We start from the raw sequence: 24,819 nt of genomic DNA, 5'->3' as shown, positions 1-24,819 counted from the left end.
GCCCCCAAGTTACTGATTCCTTTCGGCAAACAGCAACGAATAGAGTTGCTGTTGGGTCATCGTCTTCATTTCCCCGGGCGCCAGTCCTTCCAGATCGACCCTTTCTATCCGGCGACGGATCAGCCGCAGCGTAGGAAATCCAGCCTTCGCCGTCATCTTCCGCACTTGCCTGTTCTTTCCCTCCCGGAGCACTACCCTTATCCAGGAAGTGGGTATCTGCGCACGATAGCGGATGGGTGGATGCCGGTCGGGCACTGGCGGTGGCGCTTCGAATATTCCTGCGACCGCAGGACGGGTGCGATAGGGCTTGCCATCGACTGCAATGGTCACACCCGCCTCCAACTGACGGATGGCGGCCGGTGTAATGGCGCCTTCCACCTGTACCCAATACTCCCGTTCGTGTGCGAATTGCGGGTTTAGTAACCGGTTGTTCAATGCCGCATCATTGGTCAGGATCAGCAGCCCTTCACTGTCGAAATCCAGCCGCCCCACCGGATAACAATCGCCCGGTACCGGGAAGAAATCCTTTAATGTTCGCTTCCCTTCGGTGGAAGAAAATTGGGACATCACCTGGAAGGGTTTGTATACGATGTAGTAATGGTGCACGTTTCAGCGAATTGAAATGATCGTGAGCGGCCCGATGCCAAAAGAAAAAGCCCGGTGCGAAACCGGGCTTTCAATATATGGATGGGTTAGTAAGTACCGGGAAATAAATTTCCCTCCACAATATTAAAAATAATTTTGTCTATCTAAAAAATTTTTACAATAAATTTTATTCACATTTTTTTTTGAGCTGTGGATACCTTTGCACAAAACCAATGCTTCTTTAACACAAAATCAACGCTTCCTTTACACAAAATCATCACTATGCAATTTCCTTCTCCCGTATCTATTCAATGGATGGCCGACTTCCTGGGCGCAGAGCTGATAGGTGACAAGAGTGGCCAGGCCACCGGCATCAACGAGATCCATAAAGTCGAGAAGGGTGATCTTGTATTCGTCGATCATCCCAAATACTATGACACCTGTATCCGGAGCGCCGCGACCTTCATCATCATCAATAAAGCCGTGGAAGTGCCGCCGGGAAAGGCTTTGCTCGTGGTCGACCAGCCCTTCGAAGCGTATCTCAAGATCGTCCGGCATTTTCGTCCGTTTGAACCCGCTACCGGCATGATCAGCGCCACCGCCACCATAGGTAAGAATACCTATCTCTATCCTGGCGTCTTTGTCGGCCATCACACCACCATCGGTGACAACTGCGTCATCCACCCCAACGTTACCATCGGCGACCACTGCATCATTGGCAACAATGTGATCATCCAGGCCGGTACGGTCATCGGCTCCGATGCCTTCTACTACAATGGCAAAAAAGATCGCGAAGTATGGTACAGGAAGATGGAAAGCTGCGGCCGGGTGGTCATCCAGGACGATGTAGAGATAGGCGCGGGATGCGCCATCGATCGGGGGGTAAGTCATGACACCGTCATCGGCCGGGGAACGAAGATGGACAATATGGTTCATATCGGGCATGACACAGTCACCGGGAAAAATTGCCTCTTTGCCGCCCAGGTCGGTATTGCCGGCGTAGTGGAGATCGGCAACGGGGTCATCCTCTGGGGACAAGTGGGGGTAAGCAAGACACTCACCATCGGCGACAATGCCGTTGTATTGGCGCAGAGTGGCGTTCCTTCCTCCCTGGAAGGTGGTAAAACCTATTTTGGCTATCCGGCTGAAGATGCCGCACTGAAGAAAAGAGAGCTGGTATGGGTGAAACGCATCCCCGAACTGTGGAAGAAGGTCATGGGCTAATGGCCCTGCCTATTCGGGTAAATAATCATACGGCAGCAGCTCCGCCAACTTCTTATACGACCAGTATCCGATGTTGCTTACATCCGCCTGATCGTAAAAGTACCCATTCTCCTCGATGACAAACCCATTGGCGATATCCAACGCGGATATCTGATATGCCGTGGTAAGCGGGTATTTATTTTGAACGAGGTATTTTTTATCGGGCGCCTGGCTGGTATAACTAACCCTTAGCCTGCCCTGGACGTTTATATTGACGTCCCCGCTGTCCCGCGAATAGATCTTCGGATCATATGGGTCTTCCACCCGCTTCATCTGATTGCTGCCGCTATCGGCCAGTTCCAGGACAAACCCTTCATCCGTCAGTGTGCTGTCGTACCAGCTGCGGATAAAATGTAAGCGCGAGCCGGAATAAGAGTATAGCCGGTTCTGCTTCCAGGTCTGCTGCTGGTCGGGGCTGCCATCCAGGTTTTCAAATAAGGGATATCCTGTATAGCTCCCGATATTCCCGTTGTAGTCATAGACAAAAGAATCCAACTGGTATTTGATCCGGTAGCCGAGGGCATTGTTGGTGACGATCAGCATGTCTGTCGCCTTTATCCGCAGCTTATTTCGTTTTTTATAGTAGTAGAATTTAAGAACATCTTTGTTGTCCAGGGTGCATTGGGCCGCATTGGGAGTTGTCCCGATAAAGTTGTCCAGGAAGAACTGACCATATTTGGCCCAGCCGTCGGCGACCTCGGCGCTACCGGTGACCACTGCCTGCTCCAGGGCTTTGTCCTGCTCCTTTAGCTGGATCTTCAGCGAGTCGGTAGCCTTGTGATCCTTGCCGATGCGCACCACCTGGGTTTCATAACCGGTGTAGGAGATGACCAGGTCGTACCCGCCATTGGCAAGACGGAGATGAAAGCTACCGTCTTCCTTCGACAGGGTACCTACCGTGGTGTTCTGACAGAAGACGGAAGCACCGGCAAGCGGCAGCCCGGATTTGTCCAGGACAATACCGTCGATGGGGAAAGTCTTTTCCTGGGAAAGAACGACAAGGGAGAATGAGAAGGTAAAAACCAGGAGGAGAAAGGGCCGAATCATGGATATCGTTTTGAGTCGGTAAGATACCCAATTATCTTCACTTATGCCAACCCCCGCAGATAGTCCTCACAGGCATCTTTTATCGTCTTTTCCAGGGGGGTAAATGCAAATCCGGGTAATTGCGCGCGGATTTTGCTGTTATCGAAATAGGTGAGGCTTTGGGCTACCCGTGCACTTTCCCTGGTGAGCATAGACGGTTTCCCGGAAAAGAGGCTTTTGATCCGTTCGGTCCGCCAGGCAATACCCGCCAGGAAAGGCGTAGCTTCCCGGGTAGGTGGCTTTTTCCCAAAGCCGGCGGCTATGCTTTCAAACACACGCCGGAAAGTCCAGTTGTCGCCATTGAGGATATATCGCTCACCGACGATATCGGTTTCCAAAAGACTGACTACCGCCCTGGCTACATCCTTTACATCGACAAACCCATTGACACCCTCGGTATACCAGGGAAATTCTTTCCAGGCGCTGCGAAAAAGGGTACAGCTCGAATGGTCCCAGTCGCCATATCCCAGTATGGTGCTTGGATTGACGATAACGGCAGGCAGTCCTTCACCTATACCCCGCCAGACCTCTACTTCCCCGCGAAATTTACTGATGGCATAGTTGGTATTCCACCTGTTTTCCTCCCAGGATTTTCCTTCGGTGACATTCTCGCCCTTCCCCGTCCTGCCTAATGCGGCAACCGAACTCACATGAACAAACCGCCGGATGTTCTGCTCCAGCGCTATATTGACAACATTAGCCGTGCCTTCGATATTGGTTCGGAATAATTCGCGCCGGTCGCGATGGGAAAAAGATATCTTGGCTGCGGCGTGGATGACGGCATCTGTTCCTTCCATGGCTTCTCCCAGGCCGGAGACATCGAGGATATCGCCGTTCACCCATTCTACTTCATCCCAGATGACAGCAGGGATGAAAGCAGGCGGCGAACTGCTGCGGCGGAGGGCCCGGACGCTCCACCCTTTTTCTAAGAGATCTTTTATGATATAAGCCCCGAGAAATCCCGTCCCGCCGGTGACCAATACCTTTCTTTTTGCACTGTGATTATTCATCCGCGATTAATAATTTTTCAATGGACGGATGGCTCCTCCGGGGTCATACCGGTAATATCCTTTTCCTGTCTTTCTGCCCAATTCGCCTTTTTGCACCCGTTCTTCCTGGATAGGAGAGGGACGCAGCCGAAGGGGTCTGCCCATGGCTTCATAGACGGAGCAGCTGACGGCATAGTTAATGTCATTGCCGATGAGGTCCATCAGCCTGAACGGTCCCATCCGGAAGCCCGTTGCTTCCATCAGCGTATCGACCGTTTCAATGTCGCAAAGCCCTTCTTCCACCAGACGCAGGGCTTCCAGGTAATAGGGGCGGGCAACATGATTGACGATGAAGCCGGGGGCATCCTTGCAGAGCACCGGCGTCTTGCCCATCTGCAACGCGACATCGGTTATGGATCTTGTCGTCGCAGCATCCGTATGGCGGGTATTGACCACTTCTACCAGCTTCATCAACGGCGCAGGATTGAAAAAATGCATTCCGATGAATCGCTGCGGCCGGGGGATGGAGGTGGAAAGATCATCGAGGGAGAGCGAAGACGTGTTGGACGCAAGGATCGTCTCTTCGGAGTTGTGTTCTGCCAGCCGGAGGAAGAGCTGGGTCTTGGCATCCGGCCGCTCGATGATGGCTTCGATGAGCAGATCGGCGACGCAATCCTGCACGTCAGTGCAATAGAAAAGGCGACCCAGGATAGCCTGCTGTTCTTCTGGTGTAAGCTTTTTCTTTTCTGTCAGCGCCTGGAGGTTTTTTTCGATGGCGGTCCTGCCTTTCTGCACCATTCCCGCGTCGATGTCGTATAGCAGGGTCCGGTAGCCGGCCATTGCCGCCACCTGGGCAATACCGCTGCCCATGGTGCCTGCCCCGCAAACGCCGATTGTTTTTATCATCGTGTTAAAAAAATTAGTTTTTTAACTACTATTTTTGTCATGGGAAATAAAATAGTTAAATTGCTTGAGTCGAATACTAATACAATATCGTCTTTTCCCATTATGAACATAGTTATAAATAAGAAACCTTCCTTAGGAATCGGTCTGTATACAATACCGGATGTTGCAAATATCTTGAATTTAGACAAGATTCTCGTTCGGAGGTGGTTGAAAGAATATTGGGGTAATCGATTTGGCAGTAACCAGGCAAGTCTGGCGTCGTGGGGAAAAGGAAGAGAAAAATCTGTCCATTTTTTTACGTTGATAGAGTTCTATGTCTTTTTTCAGCTTAGAAAACGTGGTGTAAGTGCACAAAGCATTTCAAGAGCGCACGAGATTATGGGCCAGGAATTGAATACCACTTTCCCATTCGCCAATTCAGAAATTCTGACGGATGGGAAGAAGATCTTTTATAGTCCTGATGGGGATGTAATTATCAATGCAGATAAGTCCAAACAGATCAATTTTAAGTCTATAATCGAGCAATTTTGTCATAAAATAGATTTTGATAAAGATCAGAATGCCCTTCGATACTGGCCTCTGGGAAAAGAAAAGAATATAGTCGTAGATCCACATCACCAGCTTGGCCAACCAACCATTAAGAATACAAATATCCTTGCCGGGACCATCTATAGTATGTATACGGCCGGGGAGAAGATAAGCTTCATTTCGACTTTGTACGATGTACCTGAAAGTGATGTTAAGGCCTCCATTGAATTTTTTAAGAAAGCGGCGTAATGAAGATATATATTGATGAAAATATGCCTCCACAACTTGCAGAAGGACTTTCCATTCTGGAAAAGCCAAACAACGAAGGCATTGACGTTTATTCCATCCAAAAAGAATATGGCAGAGGTATCCAGGATGAAGAGTGGATACCTCAGGTAGGCCAGGTTAATGGCATCGTCATCACACAAGATGCCAAAATGCAAAGAATAAAGTCCCAATACAATCTGTTAAGAAATTACAAGATCGGCATTTTCTATTTGATTCCTCCAGGTAAAAAAGGGTATACCTATTGGGAAATGGTCGAGAAAATTATAGTTAACTGGCAGGAAATCAAAGGCCTGATAAAAAAGAGCCGACCGCCTTTTTCCTTCAAGATCACATCCAGAAAAATCGAACGAATAGGATAATCTCCTACACCGCCCCCGTAAACTGTTTCAGAAACCGGACATCGTTCTGGGAATAAAGGCGCAGGTCATTCACCCGGTATTGTAATTGGCAAATGCGTTCGATACCCATACCGAAGGCAAATCCGGTGTATTTGTTGCTATCGATGCCGAAATTCTCCAGCATTTTGGGGTGCACCATGCCGCTGCCCAGGATCTCTACCCAGCCGGTGTGCTTGCAGACGGCGCAACCGCTGCCGCCGCAGATGCGGCAGTTGATATCCATCTCGGCGCTGGGTTCCGTAAAAGGGAAATAGGAAGGACGAAAACGGATGCGCACGTCCTTTCCAAACAGTTCCTGCACGAAGAAGTAAAGCGTCTGCTTCAGATCGGCAAAGGAGACATTCTCGTCGACATACAGCCCTTCTGTCTGATGGAAGAAGCAGTGCGCACGGGCGCTGATCGTCTCATTACGATAAACCCGTCCCGGGCAGATAATGCGGATCGGCGGTTTCTGCCGCTCCATGGCGCGCGCCTGTACGCTGCTCGTATGCGTACGCAACAGCCAGTCGGGGTTTTGATGGATATAAAAAGTATCCTGCATATCCCTCGCGGGGTGATTCTCGGGCAGATTGAGAGCGGTGAAGTTGTGCCAGTCGTCTTCGATCTCGGGCCCCTCGGCAACCGAAAAACCCAATCGCCCGAAGATATGGACGATGCGATCACGCACCAGCGTGATCGGATGATGAGTGCCCAACGGCAGCGCGTCACCGGGAAGGCTTAGGTCGATGCTTTTGACCTGACCGGCGACTCCCACGTCGAGGCGGTTCTTCCAATTCTCGTAGGTGGATTCGGCCAATTGTTTGAACTCATTCAGGATCTGACCAAACTCCCTCTTCTTGTCGCCGGGGACATTCTTCATTTCAGTGAACAGATTCTTTACAATCCCCTTCGTTCCCAGAAAACGGATACGGTAAGCCTCCAACGAATCCGCTCCATTGGGCACGATGGCGGCTATCTCCTGCCTGTATTGCTCAATTTGTTGTAACAATTGCTCCATAGGAACAAAAGTACTTAAACTTATTTAATGTAGGTTTGTCCCCAAAACGTCATACCCATGTCGCCGAACCTGCATTTAAGCGATTTTCTCGATCCGATAAGCCTGGCCCAACTGTCGCAAGACCAGGGATATAGGGACGGGCAGATCGGTAAAGTGATCGATATCTACGACGAGTCCTTCCCGGACGTGTATGAGGCCGACATCGTCATCGTCGGCTGTGAAGAAGAAAGAGGCATTGGTCGTGACCGGCGCGAGCCCGGCGGCCCTGACGCCATCCGCGAGCAGTTCTATCAGCTCTATTACTGGCACACCGATATTAAGTTAGCTGATGTGGGCAATATCCGCACCGGCGCTGCCCTCAACGATACCTATGCCGCCCTTAAGACTGTCCTCCGGGAGCTGACCGCCATCAGCAAGACAGTCGTGATCCTGGGTGGCAGTCACGATCTCACGCTGGGTCAATATTACACCTACGCCGATAAGAAACACATCATCGAGGCAACGGGAGTAGACGCCCTCATCGATCTGGACATCCATTCCCGCAATCGCAGCGAGAATTTCCTCATGGAAATGCTTACCGGCGAACCCAATTATATCCACCACTACAATCATATCGGCTTTCAGAGCTACTATGTTCATCCGCACATGCTGGAGACAATGGACAAGCTTCGGTTCGATTGTTTCCGGCTGGGAAGCGTAAAAGACAACATCGAGGAGATGGAGCCGGTGATCCGCAACTCCCATCTGTTTACCTTTGATATTTCCGCCATCGCCCATTCTTTTGCCCCGGCCAATATGCTTTCCCCCAATGGCTTCAACGGTGAAGAAGCCTGTATCCTGATGCGCTATGCGGGGCTGAGCCACAATGTCAACACGGTGGGCATCTACGGCTATATGCCGGGCAAAGACCATGATTCGCTCACCGCCCGCCAGATCAGCCATATGCTCTGGTATCTCATTGATGGGAAGAGCAGGGGCCGGCGTGAAGCCGCGCTTTCCGACAGGGATTTCTTCATCGAATACCGCACCGCCTTTGCCGAGGTGGAGACTACCTTCCTGCAAAGTAAGAAGACCCAACGCTGGTGGATGCAGCTGCCCGATAATAAATACATCGCCTGCTCTTACCAGGATTACCTGTTGGCCAGCAGCAACGAGATCCCCGAAAGATGGTTGCGTGCGCAGGAGCGCGGCTAAGCTATCGCTCCCGCCAACCCGAACCGGCCCACCCCGCCCACCCACGATCCGCCCTCTTTTGCCTATATTGCATATAAAGCATCTGCCTGTAATGAACAAGCTCATAATAGTCCTGCTCTTTTTGGCTGTCTGCTGCTCGCAGGCCTGTACCCCAGCGCACACCGCAACGGCATCGACCCCCTCGAAAGACCCCATCCAACAATTCACCGAGGAGACCCTGCTCCGGCAACCCGGTCTCCTGCCGGCACAGGTAGGCATCTGTCTCTACGACCCGGCTACCGCCACGTATAAATACAATTACCAGGGCGACAAATATTTTATCCCGGCCAGCAATACCAAACTCTTTTCCCTATACGCCGGGATGAAATACCTGGGGGACTCGCTCATGGGCATGCGCTACCGGGTGACGGATACCGCGCTGTTCATCATTCCTGCGGGGGATCCCACCTTGCTGCACCCTGCCTATCCGGACCAGCCAGCGATCCGGTTCCTGCAAAAAGCACATCGCAATCTTTATCTCACGCCCGGCAACTGGCAGGACCGGCCTCTTGGCCGCGGCTGGGCATGGGATGACTACAACGACGACTACATGCCCGAACGCAGCGCCTTTCCCGTATACGGCAATCTTATCCGCTGGATGCAGGATACCATCTCCGGTTCGTTTTTCTCCATCCCCGACATCGATTGGCCTGTCCGGTTCTCGCCCGATTCTTCCAAACAGGGATTCTCCGTCAGGCGCGACTACCACAACAATGTCTTCACCATCACGGAAGGTAAGAGCAGGGTCCTCGAGCAGGATGTCCCCTTCATAACGGATGGCATCGCTTCTGCTGCCCTCTTGTTAAAGGATACCGTTGGCAAACCTGTCGGCGTCCGGCAGTTGGTGCCTGGCAGTGGGAAGGACGGCGTCGTTTACTCTCGCCCCGTGGACTCCCTCTTTCGGCCCATGATGTACAACAGCGACAACTTTTTTGCCGAACAAACCCTGCTGATGGTGGGAAACCAACTGTTGGAAAAGATGAATGATGCACGCGTCATCGACACGCTGCTCAACGGAGAACTAAAGGGGCTGCCGCAGCGGCCTATATGGGTAGACGGTTGCGGGCTTAGCCGTAATGACCTTTTTACTCCACAGGATTTTGTCTGGCTGCTGGATAAGATGAGTAAGGAGTTTGGCCTGGCCCGGATGGAGGGCATCCTGCCTACGGGCGGTAAGGGGACGCTAAGTAATTACTATAAAGCGGATAGCGGCTACATTTATGCCAAGACCGGCAGCCTGTCGGGAGTAGTAGCCCTCAGCGGGTATCTTCTGACAAAAAAGAACCACCTGCTCTTATTCTCCATTCTCATCAACAATTACACCGGCAGCGGGGTCGCCGTCCGGCGGCAGATGGAGCAGTGGATCCATCATATTCGCGACACGTACTAGTACCGGCCAAATAATTTCTCTACATAATCTTTTTTGAATTCGATGTAAGTGGGGTCGCCGCCCGGGGTAACGTTGTGCTGAGCGCAGGCAAAGAGGTCGTCGACGAGGGCGCGCATTTCCTTTTCGGTGAGGGCCGTGCCGGGCTTTATGGCATTCTGCCGTGCCAGGGTGCGGACCAGCTGTTCGCGTTTGGAGAAGCGGATCTCGCTGACAAAATTCTTATACTGTTCCAACAGGTCTTCCAACGCACCTTTCTCATTGCCCTGGCCGGTGTCTGCCGGTGTCCCCTGGATAATAAAAGTGTCTTTTCCAAAAGGTTCGATGGTATAGCCAAGCAGCTGCAGATCGGGTAGCAGGCCGGTGAGCAGGACGGCGTCGGGGGCCGAGAGCGTCAGGGTTGCCGGGAAAAGGCTTTTCTGGCTGGCGATGGGGTGACCCGTGGCGGCTGTCTTATAGCTTTCGTACAGGATCCGCTCGTGGGCTGCAGCTTGATGGACAAGAATAAAGCTGCGATTGGTGGGGGTGACGATATATGTGTTGAGCAGTTGCTGCAGTGGGGCTTTCTCGATGGGCGTGATCCGTGTCGGGGCCGTGCCTGCCCAGTCACCCATAGCCGCATTTTCTCCGATAGCCTGCGTATTCCCACCCGGCGAAGCGGTTGATCCCGCCGGCGTGGCTTCCTTCGGTTGCCCGCTTCCTTGCGCTGCCTCACTCTCCCCGCCCGCCGGCGACACATTGCCGTCCTTTGCCACCGGCGCGGCTCCTCCTGTTGCCGGCGCCTCATAAAAGTCCTTCCAGTGACGCAGCTCGCTCTTATTGGTAGGCTCTATAAAGTGGGCCTGGTTCTTTTGCGTAAAGGTCCGGTAAAGGGAAGAAGAGGCGACGGAGGCCTTCTTTTCTTCCGACACCGGCTTGCTCACCGCATCCAATCCCTGGATATTCGGGTCGAGGTCGAAGTCCAGGGTAGGCGTAATGCTGAATTGCGCGAGGGCGTGTTTCACTGCAGCCTGTACAAAGGCATAGACGATCTTCTCGTCCTCGAACTTGATCTCCTGTTTGGTGGGATGTACATTGATATCCACCTGGGTGGGATCGAGATCGATAAACAACACATATAGGGGAAAGCTGTCCCGCGGGATCATTTCCGCAAAGGCGCCGTTGACGGCATGATTCAGATAGGCGCTGCGGATAAACCGGTTGTTGACAAAAAAATACTGGTCGCCTCTTGTCTTCTTGGCCGTATCCGGTTTGCCGACAAAACCATAGATATTCAGGTAGTCGGTATTCTCCTGCACCGACACCAGTTTGGAAGTATAGGAATTCCCCAGAATCTGGACGACGCGTTGTTTGAGACTCCCTTTTTCGAGATGCATCAGCTGCTGACCATTGCCGGTGAGGGAGAAAAAGATGGCAGGAAAGGACAGTGCGACACGATTGAATTCGTCGAGGATATGTCTCATCTCGACGGTATTGCTCTTTAGGAAGTTGCGCCGGGCGGGGACATTGAAAAAAAGGTTCTTCATGGCGACGCTGCTGCCCACGGGAAGGGCTGCCGGCTCCTGGCGGACGACGCGGCTGTTCTCGATCTCCAGAAGGGTTCCCGTCTCATCTTCCTGTCGCCTGGTCTTCAGCTCCACCTGTGCGACGGCGGCTATGGAAGCCAGGGCCTCGCCACGAAAACCCATCGTTTTGATGTGGAAAAGATCGTCTATCTCTTTTATTTTGGACGTAGCATGTCTCTCAAAAGCCATGCGGGCGTCCGTCTCACTCATGCCTTTTCCATTGTCCACTACCTGGACCAACGCCTTGCCGGCATCTTGCACATAGAGGCGGATATCCGTTGCGCCTGCATCAACGGCATTCTCCATCAGCTCTTTCACGGCGCTGGCCGGCCGCTGGATCACTTCTCCGGCTGCGATCTGGTTGGCAATGTTATCGGGTAATAAGTGGATGATGTCTGCCAATTCTACCTTAATTTAGATGCAATTTACGTTGTCTTTTTAAGTATCTGATATGAGAAAATGCATTGTCCTGTTACCCTTTCTGGCTTCCATGGTTCATGGTCTTGCCCAATCTTCTACGCTGTCCGCCGATGCTTGGGTAGATAGCGTCTTCCGCACCCTGTCCCCCGACCAAAAGCTTGCTCAGCTGATGGTGATCCGGCTTTCCGGCATTGACCCCACTACCCATCGTACGGTGTTTTATGACAAGGATGTGGAATCGGCGATCAGCAAGTATGATGTTGGGGGCGTCTGTCTTTTCCAGGGTGATCCGCTCACCCAGGCAGACCATATCAACTACTATCAAAGCATCGCTCACACGCCCATTCTTTTTTGCATCGACGCGGAGAATGGGCTGGGGATGCGCATGGACAGCGTCGAGGGGTTGCCCCGGCAAATGATGCTGGGCGCAACCGGCGACACCGCACTCGTCTATCGCTATGGGCAGCTGGTAGGCATACAGTGCCGGCGTATGGGAATCCAGGTGAACTATGCGCCAGTGGTGGATATCAATAACAATCCTGACAACCCGGTGATCAACGACCGGTCGTTTGGCGAGGACAAGTTAAAGGTGGCGGAATACGGAGTGCAGTATATGAGAGGGCTGCAGGAAGAGGGCGTTATGGCTTGTGCCAAACATTTCCCCGGCCATGGCGACGTGGCTGTCGATTCGCATCTCGATCTGCCGGTGATTGACAAGAACAGGCGTCAGCTGGATTCCGTCGAGCTTTATCCTTTCAAGGCCCTTTTTCGCGCAGGTGTGGGCAGCGTCATGATCGCCCACCTGTATATTCCCGCCATCGACAACGCTCCAAACCGGGCCACCTCGCTCTCCTACAACAACGTGACCAAACTGCTACGCAAGCAGCTGCATTACCAGGGCATCAGCTTTACCGACGCGCTGGAAATGAAAGGCGTGGCAAAGTTCTTTCCCGATGGTGATGCTTCCGTTCAATCCCTCATCGCCGGTAACGACATGCTCTGTCTGCCGGGTGACGTGGCGCTTAGCCTGGAGAAGATAAATGCTGCTATAAAGGCCGGGAAGCTCCGCTGGAAGGATATCGATGCCCGCGTAAAGAAAGTGCTCTTTGCAAAATATGAATATGGTCTTGCGCAATGGCAGCCCGTCAACAAGGTACATCTCACGGCCGACCTCAACGAAGGCGTGACCGACATGCGGCATGAAGTGGCCGTCGAGGCGCTGACGCTGCTGCGCAATGAAGACCCCTCGGTCTTCCCTTTGCGGGTTGCCGCCCGTTCGGCTGCCGCGGGAGGCGCAAAAGATCTTGTCGGCACGGGTCTGTCGCCGGAGAAGTTTGCCAAACCAAGGAAGATCGCCTACGTTGGGATGGGGCTTACGGAGGACAATGCTTTTAGCCGTCGCATGCGCACCGACTACGATGCCCATGTTTATTTTTTCGATTACGATCTTGACAGCGCCAAGGCCGCCGCTGCGCTGGAATTGTTGAGCAATCGATACGAAGCCATTATCATCGGCCTGCACAACTATGCCCGGTTTCCCGCACATAACTTCGCCATCAGTCAGCCTGCTGCCTGGCTGCTGCACCAACTGCAACAAAAGGAAAAGGCCGTCACCTTCTTTTTTGGCAACCCCTATGCGGTGAAGAACAGTTGCGATGCACGGACGATGATAGCCTGTTATGAAGATGATTCCGTGACGCAAACCGTAGCCGCCGATCTGCTGAATGGAAAATTTATCGCCCGTGGTCATCTCCCTGTATCCGTGTGCGCGGAATGGAAGGCCGGTGCGGGTGTTGTGGCGCCGGCAAGGCTGCTGCCCGTCGCCGGTGCGGCAAGCCTTAGGATGGATGCGCTCAGGTTGCGGAAGATAGATGCAATAGCCCGGGAAGCCATCGGGAAGAAAGCTGCTCCTGGCTGCGTGGTATTGGTAGCCAAAGACGGCAGGATAGCCTATGAAAAGGCTTTTGGTCATATGACCTACGACGGGACCGAACCTGTTTATCCCGAAACCATCTACGACATGGCCAGCTGTACCAAGATCTGCGCTACGACCATGGCGGTGATGAAACTTTATGACGAAGGCCGGCTCGATCTGCATAGGACACTTGGCGACTATCTTCCCTGGGTAAAGGGCAGTGACAAGGATACCCTGCAGCTATGGGATATCCTGCTGCACCAGGCCGGCCTCGTTCCTGATGTCTTTTTTTATAAGGAGACCATCGACAGCAGCAAGGAGGGCAACCTCCTGCCCGGCTTCTTTACCCGAACGCCGGACAGTACGCATGACGTGCGGGTTGCCGGGAACATGTATCTGCGCAATGACTGGCGGGATACGATGGAGTTGCGCATCGTACAGAGCCCGCTTGGGCCAAGGAAATATGTCTACAGCGACAATGATTTTATTTTCCTGGGGTTGGTGGTGGAAGCCATCACTGGGATGAGCCTCGATCAATACGTAAAAAAGACCTATTACGATCCGCTGGGGATGACATCGACGGGCTTCAAACCCCGCGATCGGTTTCCCCTGGGCCGTATCGCCCCGACTTCCGATGAGGTCGCCTTCCGTCGCCAGCTCATCCGGGGTGATGTCCATGATCCCGGTGCGGCCATGTTTGGCGGTGTTGCCGGTCACGCCGGTCTCTTCAGTGACGCCTACGACCTGGCCATATTGGAACAGATGCTGCTCGATGGCGGCACCATCAACGGCATCACTTTTCTGAAGCCCTCGACGATCGACCTCTTCACTGCTTATCACAGTGACATCAGCCGCCGCGGCCTGGGCTTCGACAAGCCCGAGAAGGATAATGCCAGGCGCAAGGAGCCTTATCCCTGTCTCTCCGCTTCACCGGAGACCTTCGGCCATACCGGCTTCACCGGCACCTGCGTCTGGGTCGACCCGAAATATAACCTCATTTTTATTTTCCTCTCCAACCGCGTCAATCCCGAACAGAGCAATCCCCGCCTCGGTAGCCTCAACATCCGCGGCCGCATCCAGGAGACCGTCTATCAGGCAATGGGTGTCGACCTCGGCGCCTCGACAAAAGCCCCCGCCCCACCGGTGAAGAAAAAGCGCCGCCATCACAAGCGCTACTAAACGCCGAAAAAAATTTTCGCATATTGAAAAGTGTTGCTAAATTTGTTAGCAGCATCTTTTTGTTTTTGGACTGGAATTATTCAACGATTGGAAATGGAGGGAGTATGGAATGGGAAAGCTACGATTTGGAGAAGGACCTTACAGGATTGGCATACGATTTTGTTAGCGAAGGACCAAAGGGCAGGATAAAGAAGCTTATACGATTTCAACCTGTTCCTTCCTTAGGCACAAATGTATATAATGTCGCGTTAGGGGATTTAGATGAAGCGAATGACAGACTGAATGATTCAGTCATCAGCAACAATGGCGACCGCCTCAAAGTTCTAAATACAGTTGCTGACGCAATCATAGATTTCTTGTTATATAGACCAACAGCAATTATTTTGTTGAGGGCAACTACCTTGGCGCGCACAAGATTGTATCAAATAGGAATAACTTTCTTTTGGGCTAAACTAAATTCCGAGTATGAAATTTGGGGAAAAATAGATAAAGATTGGATTCCTTTCAGAGCAGGCCCGAATTATCAAGAGTTTCTACTATTCAAAAAAATGGAGTAACTTTAAATCATTAAACTTCAAGTAATATGAAGCGCGAGGAAAAGGACTTGACCAGGCAAAATCAACCTGTCGTGAAGGTGGTTGATCATCTTCCGGATTACCAGAATGATCCCGTCATGATCAGACAATTGGAAGAAGCCTATCGCGTCTTTGAAGAAGCCCCTCTTCCTGATTTCCTTGCTCAACGGGCAAAGGATTCTCAGTAATTTCTATTTCAATTTTTTTGTTGTTCGCTTCGCGGCAGGCTTGGATTTCGCCGGGGACTTGACCGTGCGCGTTGTACGCGTCTTCACCACAGGCAGCCGCTCAGTCTCGGCAACCGCGGCACCATAGTGCTTCGCAAAATACTTACACGCCTGCTGCAATCCGCACTCTGCGCATTTGGGCGTGCGTGCGACACAGACATACCGGCCATGGAGGATCAACCAATGGTGTGCAATATGCACCATGTCGCGGGGGATGAATTCGAGCAGCTGTTTTTCTGTCGCCAGGGGCGTCTTCGCATTTACGGTGAGACCGATGCGGGCGGCTACGCGGAAGACATGCGTATCCACGGCCATATTGGGCTGGTTGTCCACCACCGAGGTAATGACATTGGCCGTTTTGCGGCCTACACCCGGCAATTGCACCAGCTCTTCGACAGTGAGCGGCACCTGCCCGCCAAATTTGGCCAGCAGCATTTGCGCCATGCCGATGAGATGCTTTGTCTTGTTATTGGGATAGGAGATGCTTCTGATGTACGGGAACAATTCGTCGAAGCTGGCCTTGGCCATTGAACCGGCGTCAGGCCAACGTTCGAAGATGGCCGGCGTGGTCATGTTGACCCTTTTATCAGTGCATTGAGCCGACAAGATCACCGCTACCAGCAATTGGTAGGGGTCGTCATACAGCAGCTCAGTCGCTGCATCCGGGTTGTGCTTGCTGAAATAATCCAGTACGAACTGAAAGCGCTCCTTTCTAGTCATTAGATTCAGTCATTGGAAAATCCGTAATGACCGCGAATTTACGAGAAATGGGGAACTCAGTGGATTAATGATGCTATACAGATTCCTGTACGGCCTCCTTCCTGGCATAGTTCATAACGCGCTGAATAACTTCCATGCGGGGAGATACAACTATCGCATCCAATTCGTTGGTTGAAGATCGCAAAATCTCAAGCCTCTCGCGCAGCATCCAGTCTTCCTTTAGCGCAGCCTCAATCGCTACCGTCAATTCCGGGGAAGACTCTTTATACAAATACCGCAAAAGATCCTCCGGTGTAAAGAGTGTCATAGGCAAAACCATTTAATGTCCTAATAAATTCCGAAGCAGTAAAAGTGAAACGTCCGTTATGAAAACGGGATTTGGTCTCCGTTATTGTCCCGTGAAGGAATTATTAACTTACAACCAAACGGGTATTAGCTATAAAGGGGGCGAGAAACGGGTAAAAGAGTGAAAATCAATGTTGGACAAGGGTGTTGTCGTCGCGCAGGATAAAGAGATCCTCATTGTCTCTTTTCATAAGATACTTTTCCCGGGCATATTTTTCCAGTACTGCCGGGTTGGTTTTCAGCTGGTCAAGCTCTTGCTTTGTGGCGGCGATCTGTTGCTCGTAGTACCGCTTGCTCTTCTCCAGCTTCTGCAATTCGCCGCGTTCGCGGAAATGGCTGGTGATGAAATCCCGGGTGTCGAAGAACAGGATCCAGACAGTGAAACCGACCGCCGTCAGCAGGTATTTGTTCGGCAACTTCATAAAAACTACAAGGGTCCTGCCGCGGCGCAGCCGCGGCAGGACCCTAATCTACAACTTATTTTTTGAATTTGATTCTTCCTTTGGGATAAATAGCAGCATCCGCCAGTTCTTCCTCGATGCGGAGCAGCTGGTTGTACTTCGCCAGCCTGTCCGTCCGGGAGGCGCTGCCGGTCTTTATCTGACCACAGTTAAGCGCTACCGCCAGATCCGCGATGGTCGTGTCTTCCGTCTCTCCGCTACGATGACTCATGATCGTCGTATATCCGTGAGTCTGAGCTAATTGCACCGCGTTGATCGTTTCCGTAATGGTACCGATCTGGTTCACCTTGATCAGGATACTGTTGGCCACGCCCCTGTCGATGCCCTTTTGCAGGATCTTGGTATTGGTCACAAAGAGATCGTCGCCAACCAGTTGTACCTTGTTGCCAACGGCATCGGTCAGTTTCTTCCAACCATCCCAGTCCTCTTCCGCCATCCCGTCTTCGATGGAGATGATGGGGTATTTGTTCACCCAGCTAGTCCAGTAGTCCACCATCTGGTCGCTGGTAAGCTCCTTGCCGGTGCTCTTATAGAATTTGTATTTGCCGTCCTTGAACATTTCGCTGCTGGCGGCGTCGAGGGCGATGCCGATCTGGCTGCCTACTTTATAACCAGCCGCTTCGATAGCCTGGAGGACGGTCTCGATAGCTTCTTCGTTGCTTTGAATATCCGGTGCAAAACCGCCTTCGTCCCCTACGTTGGTGCTGTAGCCTTTTTTCTTCAGGACGGACTTCAGCTGATGGAAGATCTCGACACCCCAGCGCAGCCCTTCGCTAAAGGATTCGGCGCCTACAGGAACGATCATATATTCCTGGTAGTCGATCTTATTATCGGCATGTACCCCACCGTTGAGGATATTCATCAGCGGCATGGGCAGTACGGTGCTGTTGACACCACCCAGGTAGCGATAGAGCGGCAGCTTGCTTTCTTTTGCGGCGGCTTTGGCTACGGCCATGCTGACGGCTAAAAGAGCGTTGGCGCCCAGTTTGCCTTTATTCTCGGTGCCGTCCAGCTCGATGAGCCGGGCATCCAGGCTCGCCTGCTCGTTTACGGGAAACCCGATCAGCTGGTCGGCAATAATATCGTTCACATTCGCCACCGCTTTCAATACTCCCTTTCCGCTGTAGACTTGTTTGTCTCCGTCCCGTAGCTCGACCGCTTCGTGGATACCGGTGGAGGCGCCACTGGGCACAGCGGCCCGGCCCCGATGATTGTTTTCCGTAACAACGTCTACTTCGACGGTGGGATTCCCCCGGCTGTCTAAGATCTGTCTTGCATGAATGTCGGCAATGTAGCTCATGATGGATTCGTAGTTTTATCTTGATTGGTCAGGCTCCGGAAGATATCCTCCAGGCTTTTGTTTTCGCTTTGCAAAGAAACAATGTTCCACTTGTTCTGCAAAGCCAGTTGGAGCAATTGTTTTTTCACCTCATCCGGCTCTTCGGTCTGTAGCTCCCACTCGCCTGCAGAAACCTGGCGCACTGCTGTAACACCCTTTAGCGGACTTAGTGCAGCCGCTTCCAGCTGCTCCCTGAATGTCACGCCAATGACGCCTGTCTCACTGGCTTCTGTGCGAAGCCCGCTGATCGTGCTATCTGCCACCAGGCGGCCTTTATTAATGATCACCACCCGGTCGCAGAGGGCCTCTACTTCCTGCAGGATATGCGAGGAAAAGAGGACGGTCTTATTTTTCCCCAATCGCTTGATGACATCCCTGATCTCGATGATCTGGTTGGGGTCGAGACCACTGGTGGGTTCATCCAGGATCAGCACCTCCGGGTCGTGGATAAGGGCGGCTGCAAGCCCCACCCGCTGCTTATATCCTTTGGAGAGTTGTCCCAGCTTCTTATTGCTTTCTACCGTCAGCCCGACGAGGGCGATAACGGCTTCGATACGCGCCTTCTTATCGGCCACCTGGTGTACATCGGCAATGAAATCCAGGTATTCCCGGACATACATATCGGGATAGAGGGGATTGGCTTCCGGCAAATAACCGATCTTTTTCTTCACCTCCAGCGGATGCGCATCGACAGAGATCCCACAAACACGAGCTTCACCGGAATCATGTCCGAGATAGCCGGTGAGGATCTTCATTGTCGTAGACTTACCGGCCCCGTTGGGACCCAGAAACCCCACGATCTCTCCTTTGCTCACCTGGAAAGAAATATTGTCCACAGCCTTCTGCTCACCATAAAGCTTTACCAGAGAGTTGATCTCAATAGACATGTCACAGTTTTACGACGCGAATATAGGCAATTGGCTCGCCGCATCAGCCTTTTTCACCGTCGGGTTTCTTCCCGGGAAGATAAATCGCCCCGATGATCAGGCATACGGCCGTGACACCAACGGGGTGCCAAAGGGCCGCACCACAAAACCGGCGGCAAAAGTCGCCAAAATGAATTAAAATTGTACAATTAAGCCAATTTAACTAACGATTATGACCACTCCCCCTGTTGTTACAGCAAGCAAGGAAGGCATTGCCAATCCTGCACCGCTGGGTCTTTGTGCCTTCGGCACTACTACGGTATTGTTGAATCTCCACAATGCCGGTCTTTTCGAGATGAATACCATGATACTGGCGATGGGTATTTTCTATGGCGGCATTGCCCAGGTGATCGCTGGTATCATCGAAGCCAAAAAGAACAATACGTTCGGGCTCACCGCTTTTACGTCTTATGGTTTGTTCTGGCTGTCGCTCGTTGCCCTCATCGTAATGCCGAAAATGGGATGGATGACCGCTCCGTCGGAAAATGCCATGGTTGCCTATCTGGCGGTCTGGGGAGTTTTCACCTTATTGCTTTTTTTCGGAACTTTGAAGCTCAACCGTGCCCTGCAATTTGTATTCGCCACGTTGACCATCTTGTTCTTTCTGCTGGCATTAGGCGATTACACCGGGAATACCGCCCTCAAACATTTCACCGGGATTGAAGGCATCGTCTGCGGAGCATCGGCAATCTATACGGGCGTTGCGGGGTTGTTGAACGAGATGTACGGAAGAACGGTGCTGCCCATCGGCAGCGTTTAGGAAAGTTATTGAAATCTTAGTTTAAAAATTCCATTTTCAGATGAGTTATCCTTACCAGATCAGATCTCTTGAAGAATATCGTTCAGCATATCAGGCCAGCGTGAAGGACCCGGAAGGTTTCTGGGCAGGAATTGCCGCTAACTTTCAGTGGCGCCGGCCTTGGGATAAAGTATTGGAGTGGAATTTCACCGAGCCGCAGGTCCGCTGGTTCAGCGGGGCGCAGCTGAATATCACCGAAAATTGCCTCGATCGTCATCTGGCCGAAAAAGGGGACCAGCCCGCAATCATCTGGGAGCCGAACGATCCCGAAGAGCATTATCGCATCCTGTCGTATAAAGAACTGCACAGCAAGGTCTGCCAATTCGCCAATGTCTTGAAGAACAACGGATTGAAGAAGGGCGACCGGGTCTGTATCTATATGCCGATGGTACCGGAATTAGCCATCGCCGTCCTCGCCTGCGCGCGCATCGGCGTCATCCATTCCGTTGTGTTTGGCGGCTTCTCGGCGCAGAGCATCGCCGATAGGATCCAGGACGCCCAGTGCAGCCTGGTGATCACCTCTGATGGCGCCAACCGTGGCAATAAGCAGATCCCCCTGAAGTCGGTGATCGACGACGCCCTTGTCCAATGTCCTTCTGTAAAGCGGGTCATTGTTCTCACCCGGACCCGGGTTCCTGTCAGCATGATCAAAGGCCGGGATGTCTGGTGGGAAGATGAGGTCCGCAAGGTCGAGACCCAGGGTAACCCGCCTTGTCCGGTGGAAGTGATGGATGCGGAAGACCTGCTCTTTATTCTTTATACCTCCGGCTCTACGGGTAAACCCAAGGGTGTCGTTCATACCTGCGGCGGCTACATGGTCTTTACCAATTATAGCTTTGTCAATGTATTCCAGTACAAACCGGGAGAGATCTTTTTCTGTACGGCGGACATCGGCTGGATCACCGGGCACAGCTATATCGTCTATGGCCCTCTCAGCGCCGGCGCCACCAGCCTGATGTTCGAAGGCATCCCCACCTATCCGGATGCCGGCCGTTTCTGGGATATTGTAGATAAATACAAGGTCAATATTCTCTATACTGCGCCAACGGCCATCCGCAGCCTGATGGGTTTTGGACTCGATTTCGTAAAGAACAAGGATCTCAGTTCGCTCAGAGTGCTGGGGACTGTCGGCGAGCCTATCAATGAAGAGGCCTGGCATTGGTATCATGATAACATCGGTAAAGGGCACTGTCCTATTGTTGACACCTGGTGGCAGACCGAGACCGGCGGGATCCTCATATCTAACCTGGCCGGGGTCACACCCGAAAAACCGGCGCATGCCACCCTGCCGTTGCCGGGGGTGCAGCCTGTCCTGGTGGATGAGAAAGGAGAAGAGCTGCAGGGCAATAACATCAGCGGCAACCTTTGTATCAAATTCCCCTGGCCTTCCATCATCCGCACCACCTATGGGGACCACGAACGCTGTCGTCAGACCTATTTCGCCACCTATCCCAACCTGTACTTCACCGGTGACGGCGCCCTTCGGGACGCCGATGGCAATTATCGTATTACCGGTCGCGTCGACGACGTGCTCAACGTCAGCGGTCACCGCATCGGCACCGCGGAAGTAGAGAACGCGATCAATATGCACACGGGTGTCGTGGAAAGTGCGGTGGTAGGTTATCCGCATGATATAAAGGGGCAGGGCATCTATGCCTATGTGATTTTCAACGGGACAAAGACCGATGACGAATCTATCCGGAAAGATATCGTCCAGACCGTGGCCCGTATCATCGGGCCCATCGCCAAGCCGGACAAGATCCAGCTGGTGAGCGGACTGCCCAAAACCCGCAGCGGGAAGATCATGCGGCGTATTCTTCGAAAAATAGCGGAAGGGGAATTCCAAAATCTGGGGGATACCACCACCTTGCTCGACCCGGCCGTTGTTGAGGAGATCAAAGGCGGGCGGCTTTAGCGCGCCGCATCACATAGGCTGCCGGCTCTAGCGGGCCACGGGTCCGCTGGCCGAAGGCCCATCATTAGCCGGTTTTGCGCTTTGGACCAAATTGCGCCACAGGGCCAAAGCGCGAAACTCAATGCTGTATAACCACCTTCGCGCCGACGGGTGCGATTCGGTATACTTCCTCCATATCCTCGTTCTTCAACGAGATGCAGCCATTCGTCCACATCTGGTAATCGTCCACCGCCCGATCGTCGTGCGCCCATGTTCCATGGATAGCGATGCCGTCGCCGATCTTTGCCGTTTTGGGAATCAGCCCTTTCGCTTTTCTGTCATTGAATTTGGCGATATCCGATGGAGTCGGGAAGTCGAGGTCCATAATCTTGTCCCATTTCTCATGCGGACGTTTGGAAACGATATGAAAAGTCCCCTCCGGCGTCTTGCGGTCTCCCTGCACCATTTTATCATCGAGTGATTTGCTGCCGAATACCGCCGGATAGGTGGCATACCAGCCATCCTTGTCATACACCTGCAGCTCGTAGTTGGATTTTATTACGACAATGTAGACATCGCCCTCGGGAACAGGGTGAAAGAAACGTCTGCTGGAAGTGCGGTGATTTGCGTCGCGGAAAGAGAAAAGGGCGACCGGCAGTAAGCTGCCAAGGAGCAAATTTCGGAACCTCATAACACGGCAATTTTGAACATTTTCAACGCCGCGCGAAGCCGGATTATTTTGAGTAAAAAAAATTTTAACATTCCCGACGCGAATAAAGCTCCCCGCGGCCTCCCGCCCAAACGGACCGGAGGTCCGTCGGCCGAAGGCCAGACTTACCAATTCCCTATGCGGATACCAAAATTATAGGGAATCTGGTCAAGTCCCCTGCTAAAAATACTGCGGGCAGCATAGCTGCCGTAGAGGTTGATCCAGCCCAGCTCCAATTCGCCCACATAGGAGATCTTCCACGAATTGAGATCGAAATCGTTGAAAGTTTTTTGTTTGCCATGGGCGGCACTGATGAACTTCTGCCGGGAGGAATAGAGATACCCAAAGCTGGCGCCCGCGCTAAAACCGATCGGGTGAAAGCGATGGGGCGTGAAATTGAAATTGAGCATTACGGGCATGGTGACATAATCCGTTGCAAGTTTGTCCTTGCTGTATTGGATGGTATCCATGATCACCTTTGTAGGATTGGTGAGATAACGGATATTATACTCATAGCGATAGTTGTTGAGCTCTACCCCGAGACCGTATTTCAGGTTGACGACGTGGTTGATCAGGTTGATGCGTTGCATGAACAGCCAGATATTGACGTCCACCGACTTGGGCAGAAAGCCATAGCGAAGCTTGAACCAGTCCTTGGTTGCCCCGGGCGCGAATTGCTGGGCGGCGGCGGAGGAATATACTGTCTGGTCGTTAATACTGGCGATGCCGAGATCGACAATGCACCAATTGGTGCTGATATTGGAGGGCCGGTAGCTGTTGTGTTCACGGCGGGTTTTTATCCGGAGAGATGGCTCGTCACCGGTGCCATCCTTTGCGCCATTGCGGATGATCAGCAGATTACCCACCCGGAGGGTGTCGCCCGCGGGCGCCGTTACTTTTCCAACTCCTGTAGTGTCGTTCTGTGCCCGGCAGAAAAGGGAAAGCGATAGTCCTGCCGTAAGTAATAATACCCGGTTCATGTTCTTGTTGTTTAAATTTCGCTAATGTTTGTCCTTCGCACAAGCCGCTTCCGGCGGCTTCTGTCTATTTAAGTGCGACCTGGAAGGCGCTGATCAACACTTCTTTCTGCCCATTGTTATCGCGGTCTGCCGTTTTTCCAAAAGTGCGGGACACGCGTCTGAAGATGCCCCGTAGTTTGTTCTTACCGGCAGGCGCGGCGGCTAACGATTCTTTTGTTTCATCTGCCTGAGCCTCCTGCATCAGGGCCTGCGTGGCAAAGGAGGATTGCTCCTTTGGAATATTCACCTCGACAACTGTAGACTTTACAAGGGTCTTCTGCCCTGCGTCCGGCGTAACCTCCGGGGGTGTCTCACTATTCTGGCTATCCGATATTTTTGTCGTCGCCAGGGCAACCTCCTCCGGCCTTATGGTGACGTCTGTTTCCTTTTGGGCCGGGGATGGAGCATTTTTCCGCCTTCCTGAAGAGTATAACGATGCAGGCGTAGCAGTAGTTACAGTCCGCGATTGATTTTTATCAGGAGTAGTCTTTGCAACAACAGGCAGGTCTTCTTTTTCCGGAGCAGTCCGCACGGAAGGAGAAGCAGGCGCGCTCTTTTTAACCGGCGGGGCCTTCACCAGGGCAGGCCCTTCGTTGTGCCGGGTGTTCAGCAACAAGAGGGCGACAAGGCCAAGCACGGCGGCGGCGATACCTGCCTGCATCCAGGGCATCAGCAATGCCCTGCGGCGCTTTTCGGTGCGGTAAAGGCTTTCTTTATCGGGGAAACTGACCGACAGATCAGCCTCGCTAACGGTCATAGATAATTGCTGTAGCTCCAAGGCCTTCGAGGGATGCCGGTGAACGAAGGCCTCTACTTCTTTGCGTCTTTCTTCACCGAGCTCTCCGTCGACGTAGGACAGCAGGTCTTCCTGGAAAAGAACTTCCTTGCTATGGAAGACCTCTTGCTCATCGGGATCGACCCGGCATTGCAACAAGGCTTCCCATTCTTCCTGCAGCTGGGGGTTGTCGCCGACAAACTTCTCCACGGCAGCCCTTGCAGCGGGCGGCAGCTCGTTGTCGATGTACAGGAGGAAATAGTCGTAGTAGTTTTCTTTCGTGATCATGGA

The 24,819-nt window shown here is 52.5% G+C and carries 25 protein-coding genes; 11 read left to right on the top strand and 14 right to left on the bottom strand.

Annotated features, from left to right (window positions below; translation table 11 throughout):
• Nucleotides 1-9 precede the first annotated feature (9 nt).
• Nucleotides 10-606: a pseudouridine synthase gene (locus tag IEY39_RS18330; protein WP_188934264.1), complete on the bottom strand. Its 597-nt coding sequence runs from the start codon at nt 604-606 to the stop codon at nt 10-12.
• A 261-nt stretch (nt 607-867) separates the two neighbouring features.
• Between IEY39_RS18330 and IEY39_RS18325 the strand changes: the two genes are divergently transcribed.
• Nucleotides 868-1,809, top strand: coding sequence for a UDP-3-O-(3-hydroxymyristoyl)glucosamine N-acyltransferase (locus IEY39_RS18325; protein WP_188934262.1), 942 nt, complete (start codon nt 868-870; stop codon nt 1,807-1,809).
• A 9-nt stretch (nt 1,810-1,818) separates the two neighbouring features.
• On the opposite strand, the gene IEY39_RS18320 is transcribed toward IEY39_RS18325, so the two are convergent.
• The 3 genes from IEY39_RS18320 to IEY39_RS18310 are packed head-to-tail and all read right to left on the bottom strand — an operon-like array spanning nt 1,819 to nt 4,829.
• On the bottom strand, nt 1,819-2,895 hold the full coding sequence (locus tag IEY39_RS18320; protein WP_188934260.1) for a carboxypeptidase-like regulatory domain-containing protein: 1,077 nt from the start codon (nt 2,893-2,895) through the stop codon (nt 1,819-1,821).
• 41 nt (nt 2,896-2,936) lie between these two features.
• Nucleotides 2,937-3,944, bottom strand: a complete 1,008-nt coding sequence (locus IEY39_RS18315) for an NAD-dependent epimerase/dehydratase family protein (RefSeq protein WP_188934258.1) — start codon at nt 3,942-3,944, stop codon at nt 2,937-2,939.
• A 6-nt stretch (nt 3,945-3,950) separates the two neighbouring features.
• On the bottom strand, nt 3,951-4,829 hold the full coding sequence (locus IEY39_RS18310) for a 3-hydroxyacyl-CoA dehydrogenase family protein (protein WP_188934256.1): 879 nt from the start codon (nt 4,827-4,829) through the stop codon (nt 3,951-3,953).
• A 102-nt stretch (nt 4,830-4,931) separates the two neighbouring features.
• Between IEY39_RS18310 and IEY39_RS18305 the strand changes: the two genes are divergently transcribed.
• Both IEY39_RS18305 and IEY39_RS18300 read left to right on the top strand, forming a co-directional pair.
• A complete protein-coding gene (locus tag IEY39_RS18305) occupies nt 4,932-5,606 on the top strand; it encodes a DUF433 domain-containing protein (protein WP_188934254.1) in 675 nt (224 codons plus the stop codon).
• Nucleotides 5,606-6,004 (top strand): PIN-like domain-containing protein, encoded by a 399-nt coding sequence (locus IEY39_RS18300; protein ID WP_188934252.1) that lies wholly within the window; start codon nt 5,606-5,608, stop codon nt 6,002-6,004. The genes IEY39_RS18305 and IEY39_RS18300 overlap by 1 nt, the downstream gene beginning before the upstream one ends.
• 4 nt (nt 6,005-6,008) lie before the next feature.
• Here IEY39_RS18300 and pheS read toward each other — a convergent pair whose 3' ends face one another.
• Nucleotides 6,009-7,040, bottom strand: a complete 1,032-nt coding sequence (gene pheS, locus IEY39_RS18295; protein WP_188934250.1) for a phenylalanine--tRNA ligase subunit alpha — start codon at nt 7,038-7,040, stop codon at nt 6,009-6,011.
• A 57-nt stretch (nt 7,041-7,097) separates the two neighbouring features.
• Here pheS and IEY39_RS18290 point away from each other — a divergent pair, with 57 nt between their 5' ends.
• Together IEY39_RS18290 and IEY39_RS18285 are read left to right on the top strand one after the other, a co-directional pair.
• The gene (locus tag IEY39_RS18290) at nt 7,098-8,234 is read left to right on the top strand and encodes a formimidoylglutamase (protein WP_188934248.1); all 1,137 of its coding nucleotides are present in this window, start codon (nt 7,098-7,100) and stop codon (nt 8,232-8,234) included.
• Between the two features lie 91 nt (nt 8,235-8,325).
• Nucleotides 8,326-9,663 (top strand): D-alanyl-D-alanine carboxypeptidase/D-alanyl-D-alanine-endopeptidase, encoded by a 1,338-nt coding sequence (locus tag IEY39_RS18285; RefSeq protein ID WP_188934246.1) that lies wholly within the window; start codon nt 8,326-8,328, stop codon nt 9,661-9,663.
• Here IEY39_RS18285 and mutL read toward each other — a convergent pair.
• The gene (gene mutL / locus IEY39_RS18280; protein ID WP_188934244.1) at nt 9,660-11,627 is read right to left on the bottom strand and encodes a DNA mismatch repair endonuclease MutL; all 1,968 of its coding nucleotides are present in this window, start codon (nt 11,625-11,627) and stop codon (nt 9,660-9,662) included. The genes IEY39_RS18285 and mutL overlap by 4 nt on opposite strands.
• 49 nt (nt 11,628-11,676) lie before the next feature.
• Here mutL and IEY39_RS18275 point away from each other — a divergent pair, with 49 nt between their 5' ends.
• The 3 genes from IEY39_RS18275 to IEY39_RS18265 are packed head-to-tail and all read left to right on the top strand — an operon-like array spanning nt 11,677 to nt 15,502.
• Nucleotides 11,677-14,739 carry a serine hydrolase domain-containing protein gene (locus tag IEY39_RS18275; RefSeq protein ID WP_188934242.1) on the top strand — a complete coding sequence of 1,021 codons (3,063 nt, stop codon included), beginning with the start codon at nt 11,677-11,679 and terminating at the stop codon, nt 14,737-14,739.
• 23 nt (nt 14,740-14,762) lie between these two features.
• Nucleotides 14,763-15,296, top strand: coding sequence for a DUF6934 family protein (locus IEY39_RS18270; RefSeq protein ID WP_188934240.1), 534 nt, complete (start codon nt 14,763-14,765; stop codon nt 15,294-15,296).
• A 26-nt stretch (nt 15,297-15,322) separates the two neighbouring features.
• A complete protein-coding gene (locus IEY39_RS18265; protein WP_188934238.1) occupies nt 15,323-15,502 on the top strand; it encodes a hypothetical protein in 180 nt (59 codons plus the stop codon).
• 3 nt (nt 15,503-15,505) lie between these two features.
• On the opposite strand, the gene nth is transcribed toward IEY39_RS18265, so the two are convergent.
• From nth to gldA, 5 genes are all read right to left on the bottom strand, one after another.
• Nucleotides 15,506-16,261 (bottom strand): endonuclease III, encoded by a 756-nt coding sequence (gene nth, locus IEY39_RS18260; protein ID WP_188934236.1) that lies wholly within the window; start codon nt 16,259-16,261, stop codon nt 15,506-15,508.
• A 73-nt stretch (nt 16,262-16,334) separates the two neighbouring features.
• Nucleotides 16,335-16,568: a hypothetical protein gene (locus IEY39_RS18255; protein WP_188934234.1), complete on the bottom strand. Its 234-nt coding sequence runs from the start codon at nt 16,566-16,568 to the stop codon at nt 16,335-16,337.
• A gap of 166 nt (nt 16,569-16,734) precedes the next feature.
• Nucleotides 16,735-17,028, bottom strand: a complete 294-nt coding sequence (locus IEY39_RS18250; protein WP_188934232.1) for an FtsB family cell division protein — start codon at nt 17,026-17,028, stop codon at nt 16,735-16,737.
• 55 nt (nt 17,029-17,083) lie between these two features.
• Nucleotides 17,084-18,367, bottom strand: coding sequence for a phosphopyruvate hydratase (gene eno, locus IEY39_RS18245; protein ID WP_188934230.1), 1,284 nt, complete (start codon nt 18,365-18,367; stop codon nt 17,084-17,086).
• Nucleotides 18,364-19,293 (bottom strand): gliding motility-associated ABC transporter ATP-binding subunit GldA, encoded by a 930-nt coding sequence (gene gldA, locus IEY39_RS18240; protein WP_188934227.1) that lies wholly within the window; start codon nt 19,291-19,293, stop codon nt 18,364-18,366. Before gldA ends, eno begins: the two co-directional genes overlap by 4 nt.
• Between gldA and IEY39_RS18235 the strand changes: the two genes are divergently transcribed.
• The 3 genes from IEY39_RS18235 to acs are packed head-to-tail and all read left to right on the top strand — an operon-like array spanning nt 19,292 to nt 22,046.
• The gene (locus IEY39_RS18235) at nt 19,292-19,471 is read left to right on the top strand and encodes a hypothetical protein (RefSeq protein WP_188934226.1); all 180 of its coding nucleotides are present in this window, start codon (nt 19,292-19,294) and stop codon (nt 19,469-19,471) included. The two genes, gldA and IEY39_RS18235, sit on opposite strands and share 2 nt — an antisense overlap.
• Before the next feature lie 33 nt (nt 19,472-19,504).
• On the top strand, nt 19,505-20,092 hold the full coding sequence (locus IEY39_RS18230) for an acetate uptake transporter (protein WP_188934224.1): 588 nt from the start codon (nt 19,505-19,507) through the stop codon (nt 20,090-20,092).
• 40 nt (nt 20,093-20,132) lie between these two features.
• Nucleotides 20,133-22,046: an acetate--CoA ligase gene (gene acs, locus IEY39_RS18225; protein WP_188934222.1), complete on the top strand. Its 1,914-nt coding sequence runs from the start codon at nt 20,133-20,135 to the stop codon at nt 22,044-22,046.
• Between the two features lie 118 nt (nt 22,047-22,164).
• Here acs and IEY39_RS18220 read toward each other — a convergent pair whose 3' ends face one another.
• The 3 genes from IEY39_RS18220 to IEY39_RS18210 all read right to left on the bottom strand — a co-directional run bounded on the left by IEY39_RS18220 (nt 22,165) and on the right by IEY39_RS18210 (nt 24,816).
• Complete coding sequence (locus tag IEY39_RS18220; protein ID WP_188934220.1) at nt 22,165-22,716, bottom strand: L,D-transpeptidase family protein; 552 nt, start codon at nt 22,714-22,716, stop codon at nt 22,165-22,167.
• A gap of 143 nt (nt 22,717-22,859) precedes the next feature.
• Nucleotides 22,860-23,714 (bottom strand): outer membrane beta-barrel protein, encoded by an 855-nt coding sequence (locus IEY39_RS18215; RefSeq protein ID WP_188934218.1) that lies wholly within the window; start codon nt 23,712-23,714, stop codon nt 22,860-22,862.
• Between the two features lie 64 nt (nt 23,715-23,778).
• Nucleotides 23,779-24,816, bottom strand: a complete 1,038-nt coding sequence (locus IEY39_RS18210; protein ID WP_188934216.1) for a hypothetical protein — start codon at nt 24,814-24,816, stop codon at nt 23,779-23,781.
• Nucleotides 24,817-24,819: the final 3 nt, after the last annotated feature.

Origin of the sequence: Puia dinghuensis (genome assembly GCF_014642875.1) — a bacterium.
In the GTDB taxonomy this organism is placed as follows: domain Bacteria; phylum Bacteroidota; class Bacteroidia; order Chitinophagales; family Chitinophagaceae; genus Puia; species Puia dinghuensis.
Note: the sequence above shows the minus strand (reverse complement) of the source record. Positions and strands in the feature narration are given on the sequence as shown.

What these genes read in the sequence shown, in the direction of transcription:
- IEY39_RS18325 (WP_188934262.1), top strand. Translation starts at nt 868, where the DNA reads ATGCAATTTCCTTCTCCCGTATCTATTCAATGGATGGCCGACTTCCTG.
- IEY39_RS18320 (WP_188934260.1), bottom strand. Translation starts at nt 2,895, where the DNA reads ATGATTCGGCCCTTTCTCCTCCTGGTTTTTACCTTCTCATTCTCCCTT.
- IEY39_RS18315 (WP_188934258.1), bottom strand. Translation starts at nt 3,944, where the DNA reads ATGAATAATCACAGTGCAAAAAGAAAGGTATTGGTCACCGGCGGGACG.
- IEY39_RS18310 (WP_188934256.1), bottom strand. Translation starts at nt 4,829, where the DNA reads ATGATAAAAACAATCGGCGTTTGCGGGGCAGGCACCATGGGCAGCGGT.
- IEY39_RS18305 (WP_188934254.1), top strand. Translation starts at nt 4,932, where the DNA reads ATGAACATAGTTATAAATAAGAAACCTTCCTTAGGAATCGGTCTGTAT.
- IEY39_RS18300 (WP_188934252.1), top strand. Translation starts at nt 5,606, where the DNA reads ATGAAGATATATATTGATGAAAATATGCCTCCACAACTTGCAGAAGGA.
- pheS (WP_188934250.1), bottom strand. Translation starts at nt 7,040, where the DNA reads ATGGAGCAATTGTTACAACAAATTGAGCAATACAGGCAGGAGATAGCC.
- IEY39_RS18290 (WP_188934248.1), top strand. Translation starts at nt 7,098, where the DNA reads ATGTCGCCGAACCTGCATTTAAGCGATTTTCTCGATCCGATAAGCCTG.
- IEY39_RS18285 (WP_188934246.1), top strand. Translation starts at nt 8,326, where the DNA reads ATGAACAAGCTCATAATAGTCCTGCTCTTTTTGGCTGTCTGCTGCTCG.
- IEY39_RS18275 (WP_188934242.1), top strand. Translation starts at nt 11,677, where the DNA reads ATGAGAAAATGCATTGTCCTGTTACCCTTTCTGGCTTCCATGGTTCAT.
- IEY39_RS18265 (WP_188934238.1), top strand. Translation starts at nt 15,323, where the DNA reads ATGAAGCGCGAGGAAAAGGACTTGACCAGGCAAAATCAACCTGTCGTG.
- nth (WP_188934236.1), bottom strand. Translation starts at nt 16,261, where the DNA reads ATGACTAGAAAGGAGCGCTTTCAGTTCGTACTGGATTATTTCAGCAAG.
- IEY39_RS18255 (WP_188934234.1), bottom strand. Translation starts at nt 16,568, where the DNA reads ATGACACTCTTTACACCGGAGGATCTTTTGCGGTATTTGTATAAAGAG.
- IEY39_RS18250 (WP_188934232.1), bottom strand. Translation starts at nt 17,028, where the DNA reads ATGAAGTTGCCGAACAAATACCTGCTGACGGCGGTCGGTTTCACTGTC.
- eno (WP_188934230.1), bottom strand. Translation starts at nt 18,367, where the DNA reads ATGAGCTACATTGCCGACATTCATGCAAGACAGATCTTAGACAGCCGG.
- IEY39_RS18235 (WP_188934226.1), top strand. Translation starts at nt 19,292, where the DNA reads ATGTCACAGTTTTACGACGCGAATATAGGCAATTGGCTCGCCGCATCA.
- gldA (WP_188934227.1), bottom strand. Translation starts at nt 19,293, where the DNA reads ATGTCTATTGAGATCAACTCTCTGGTAAAGCTTTATGGTGAGCAGAAG.
- IEY39_RS18230 (WP_188934224.1), top strand. Translation starts at nt 19,505, where the DNA reads ATGACCACTCCCCCTGTTGTTACAGCAAGCAAGGAAGGCATTGCCAAT.
- acs (WP_188934222.1), top strand. Translation starts at nt 20,133, where the DNA reads ATGAGTTATCCTTACCAGATCAGATCTCTTGAAGAATATCGTTCAGCA.
- IEY39_RS18220 (WP_188934220.1), bottom strand. Translation starts at nt 22,716, where the DNA reads ATGAGGTTCCGAAATTTGCTCCTTGGCAGCTTACTGCCGGTCGCCCTT.
- IEY39_RS18215 (WP_188934218.1), bottom strand. Translation starts at nt 23,714, where the DNA reads ATGAACCGGGTATTATTACTTACGGCAGGACTATCGCTTTCCCTTTTC.
- IEY39_RS18210 (WP_188934216.1), bottom strand. Translation starts at nt 24,816, where the DNA reads ATGATCACGAAAGAAAACTACTACGACTATTTCCTCCTGTACATCGAC.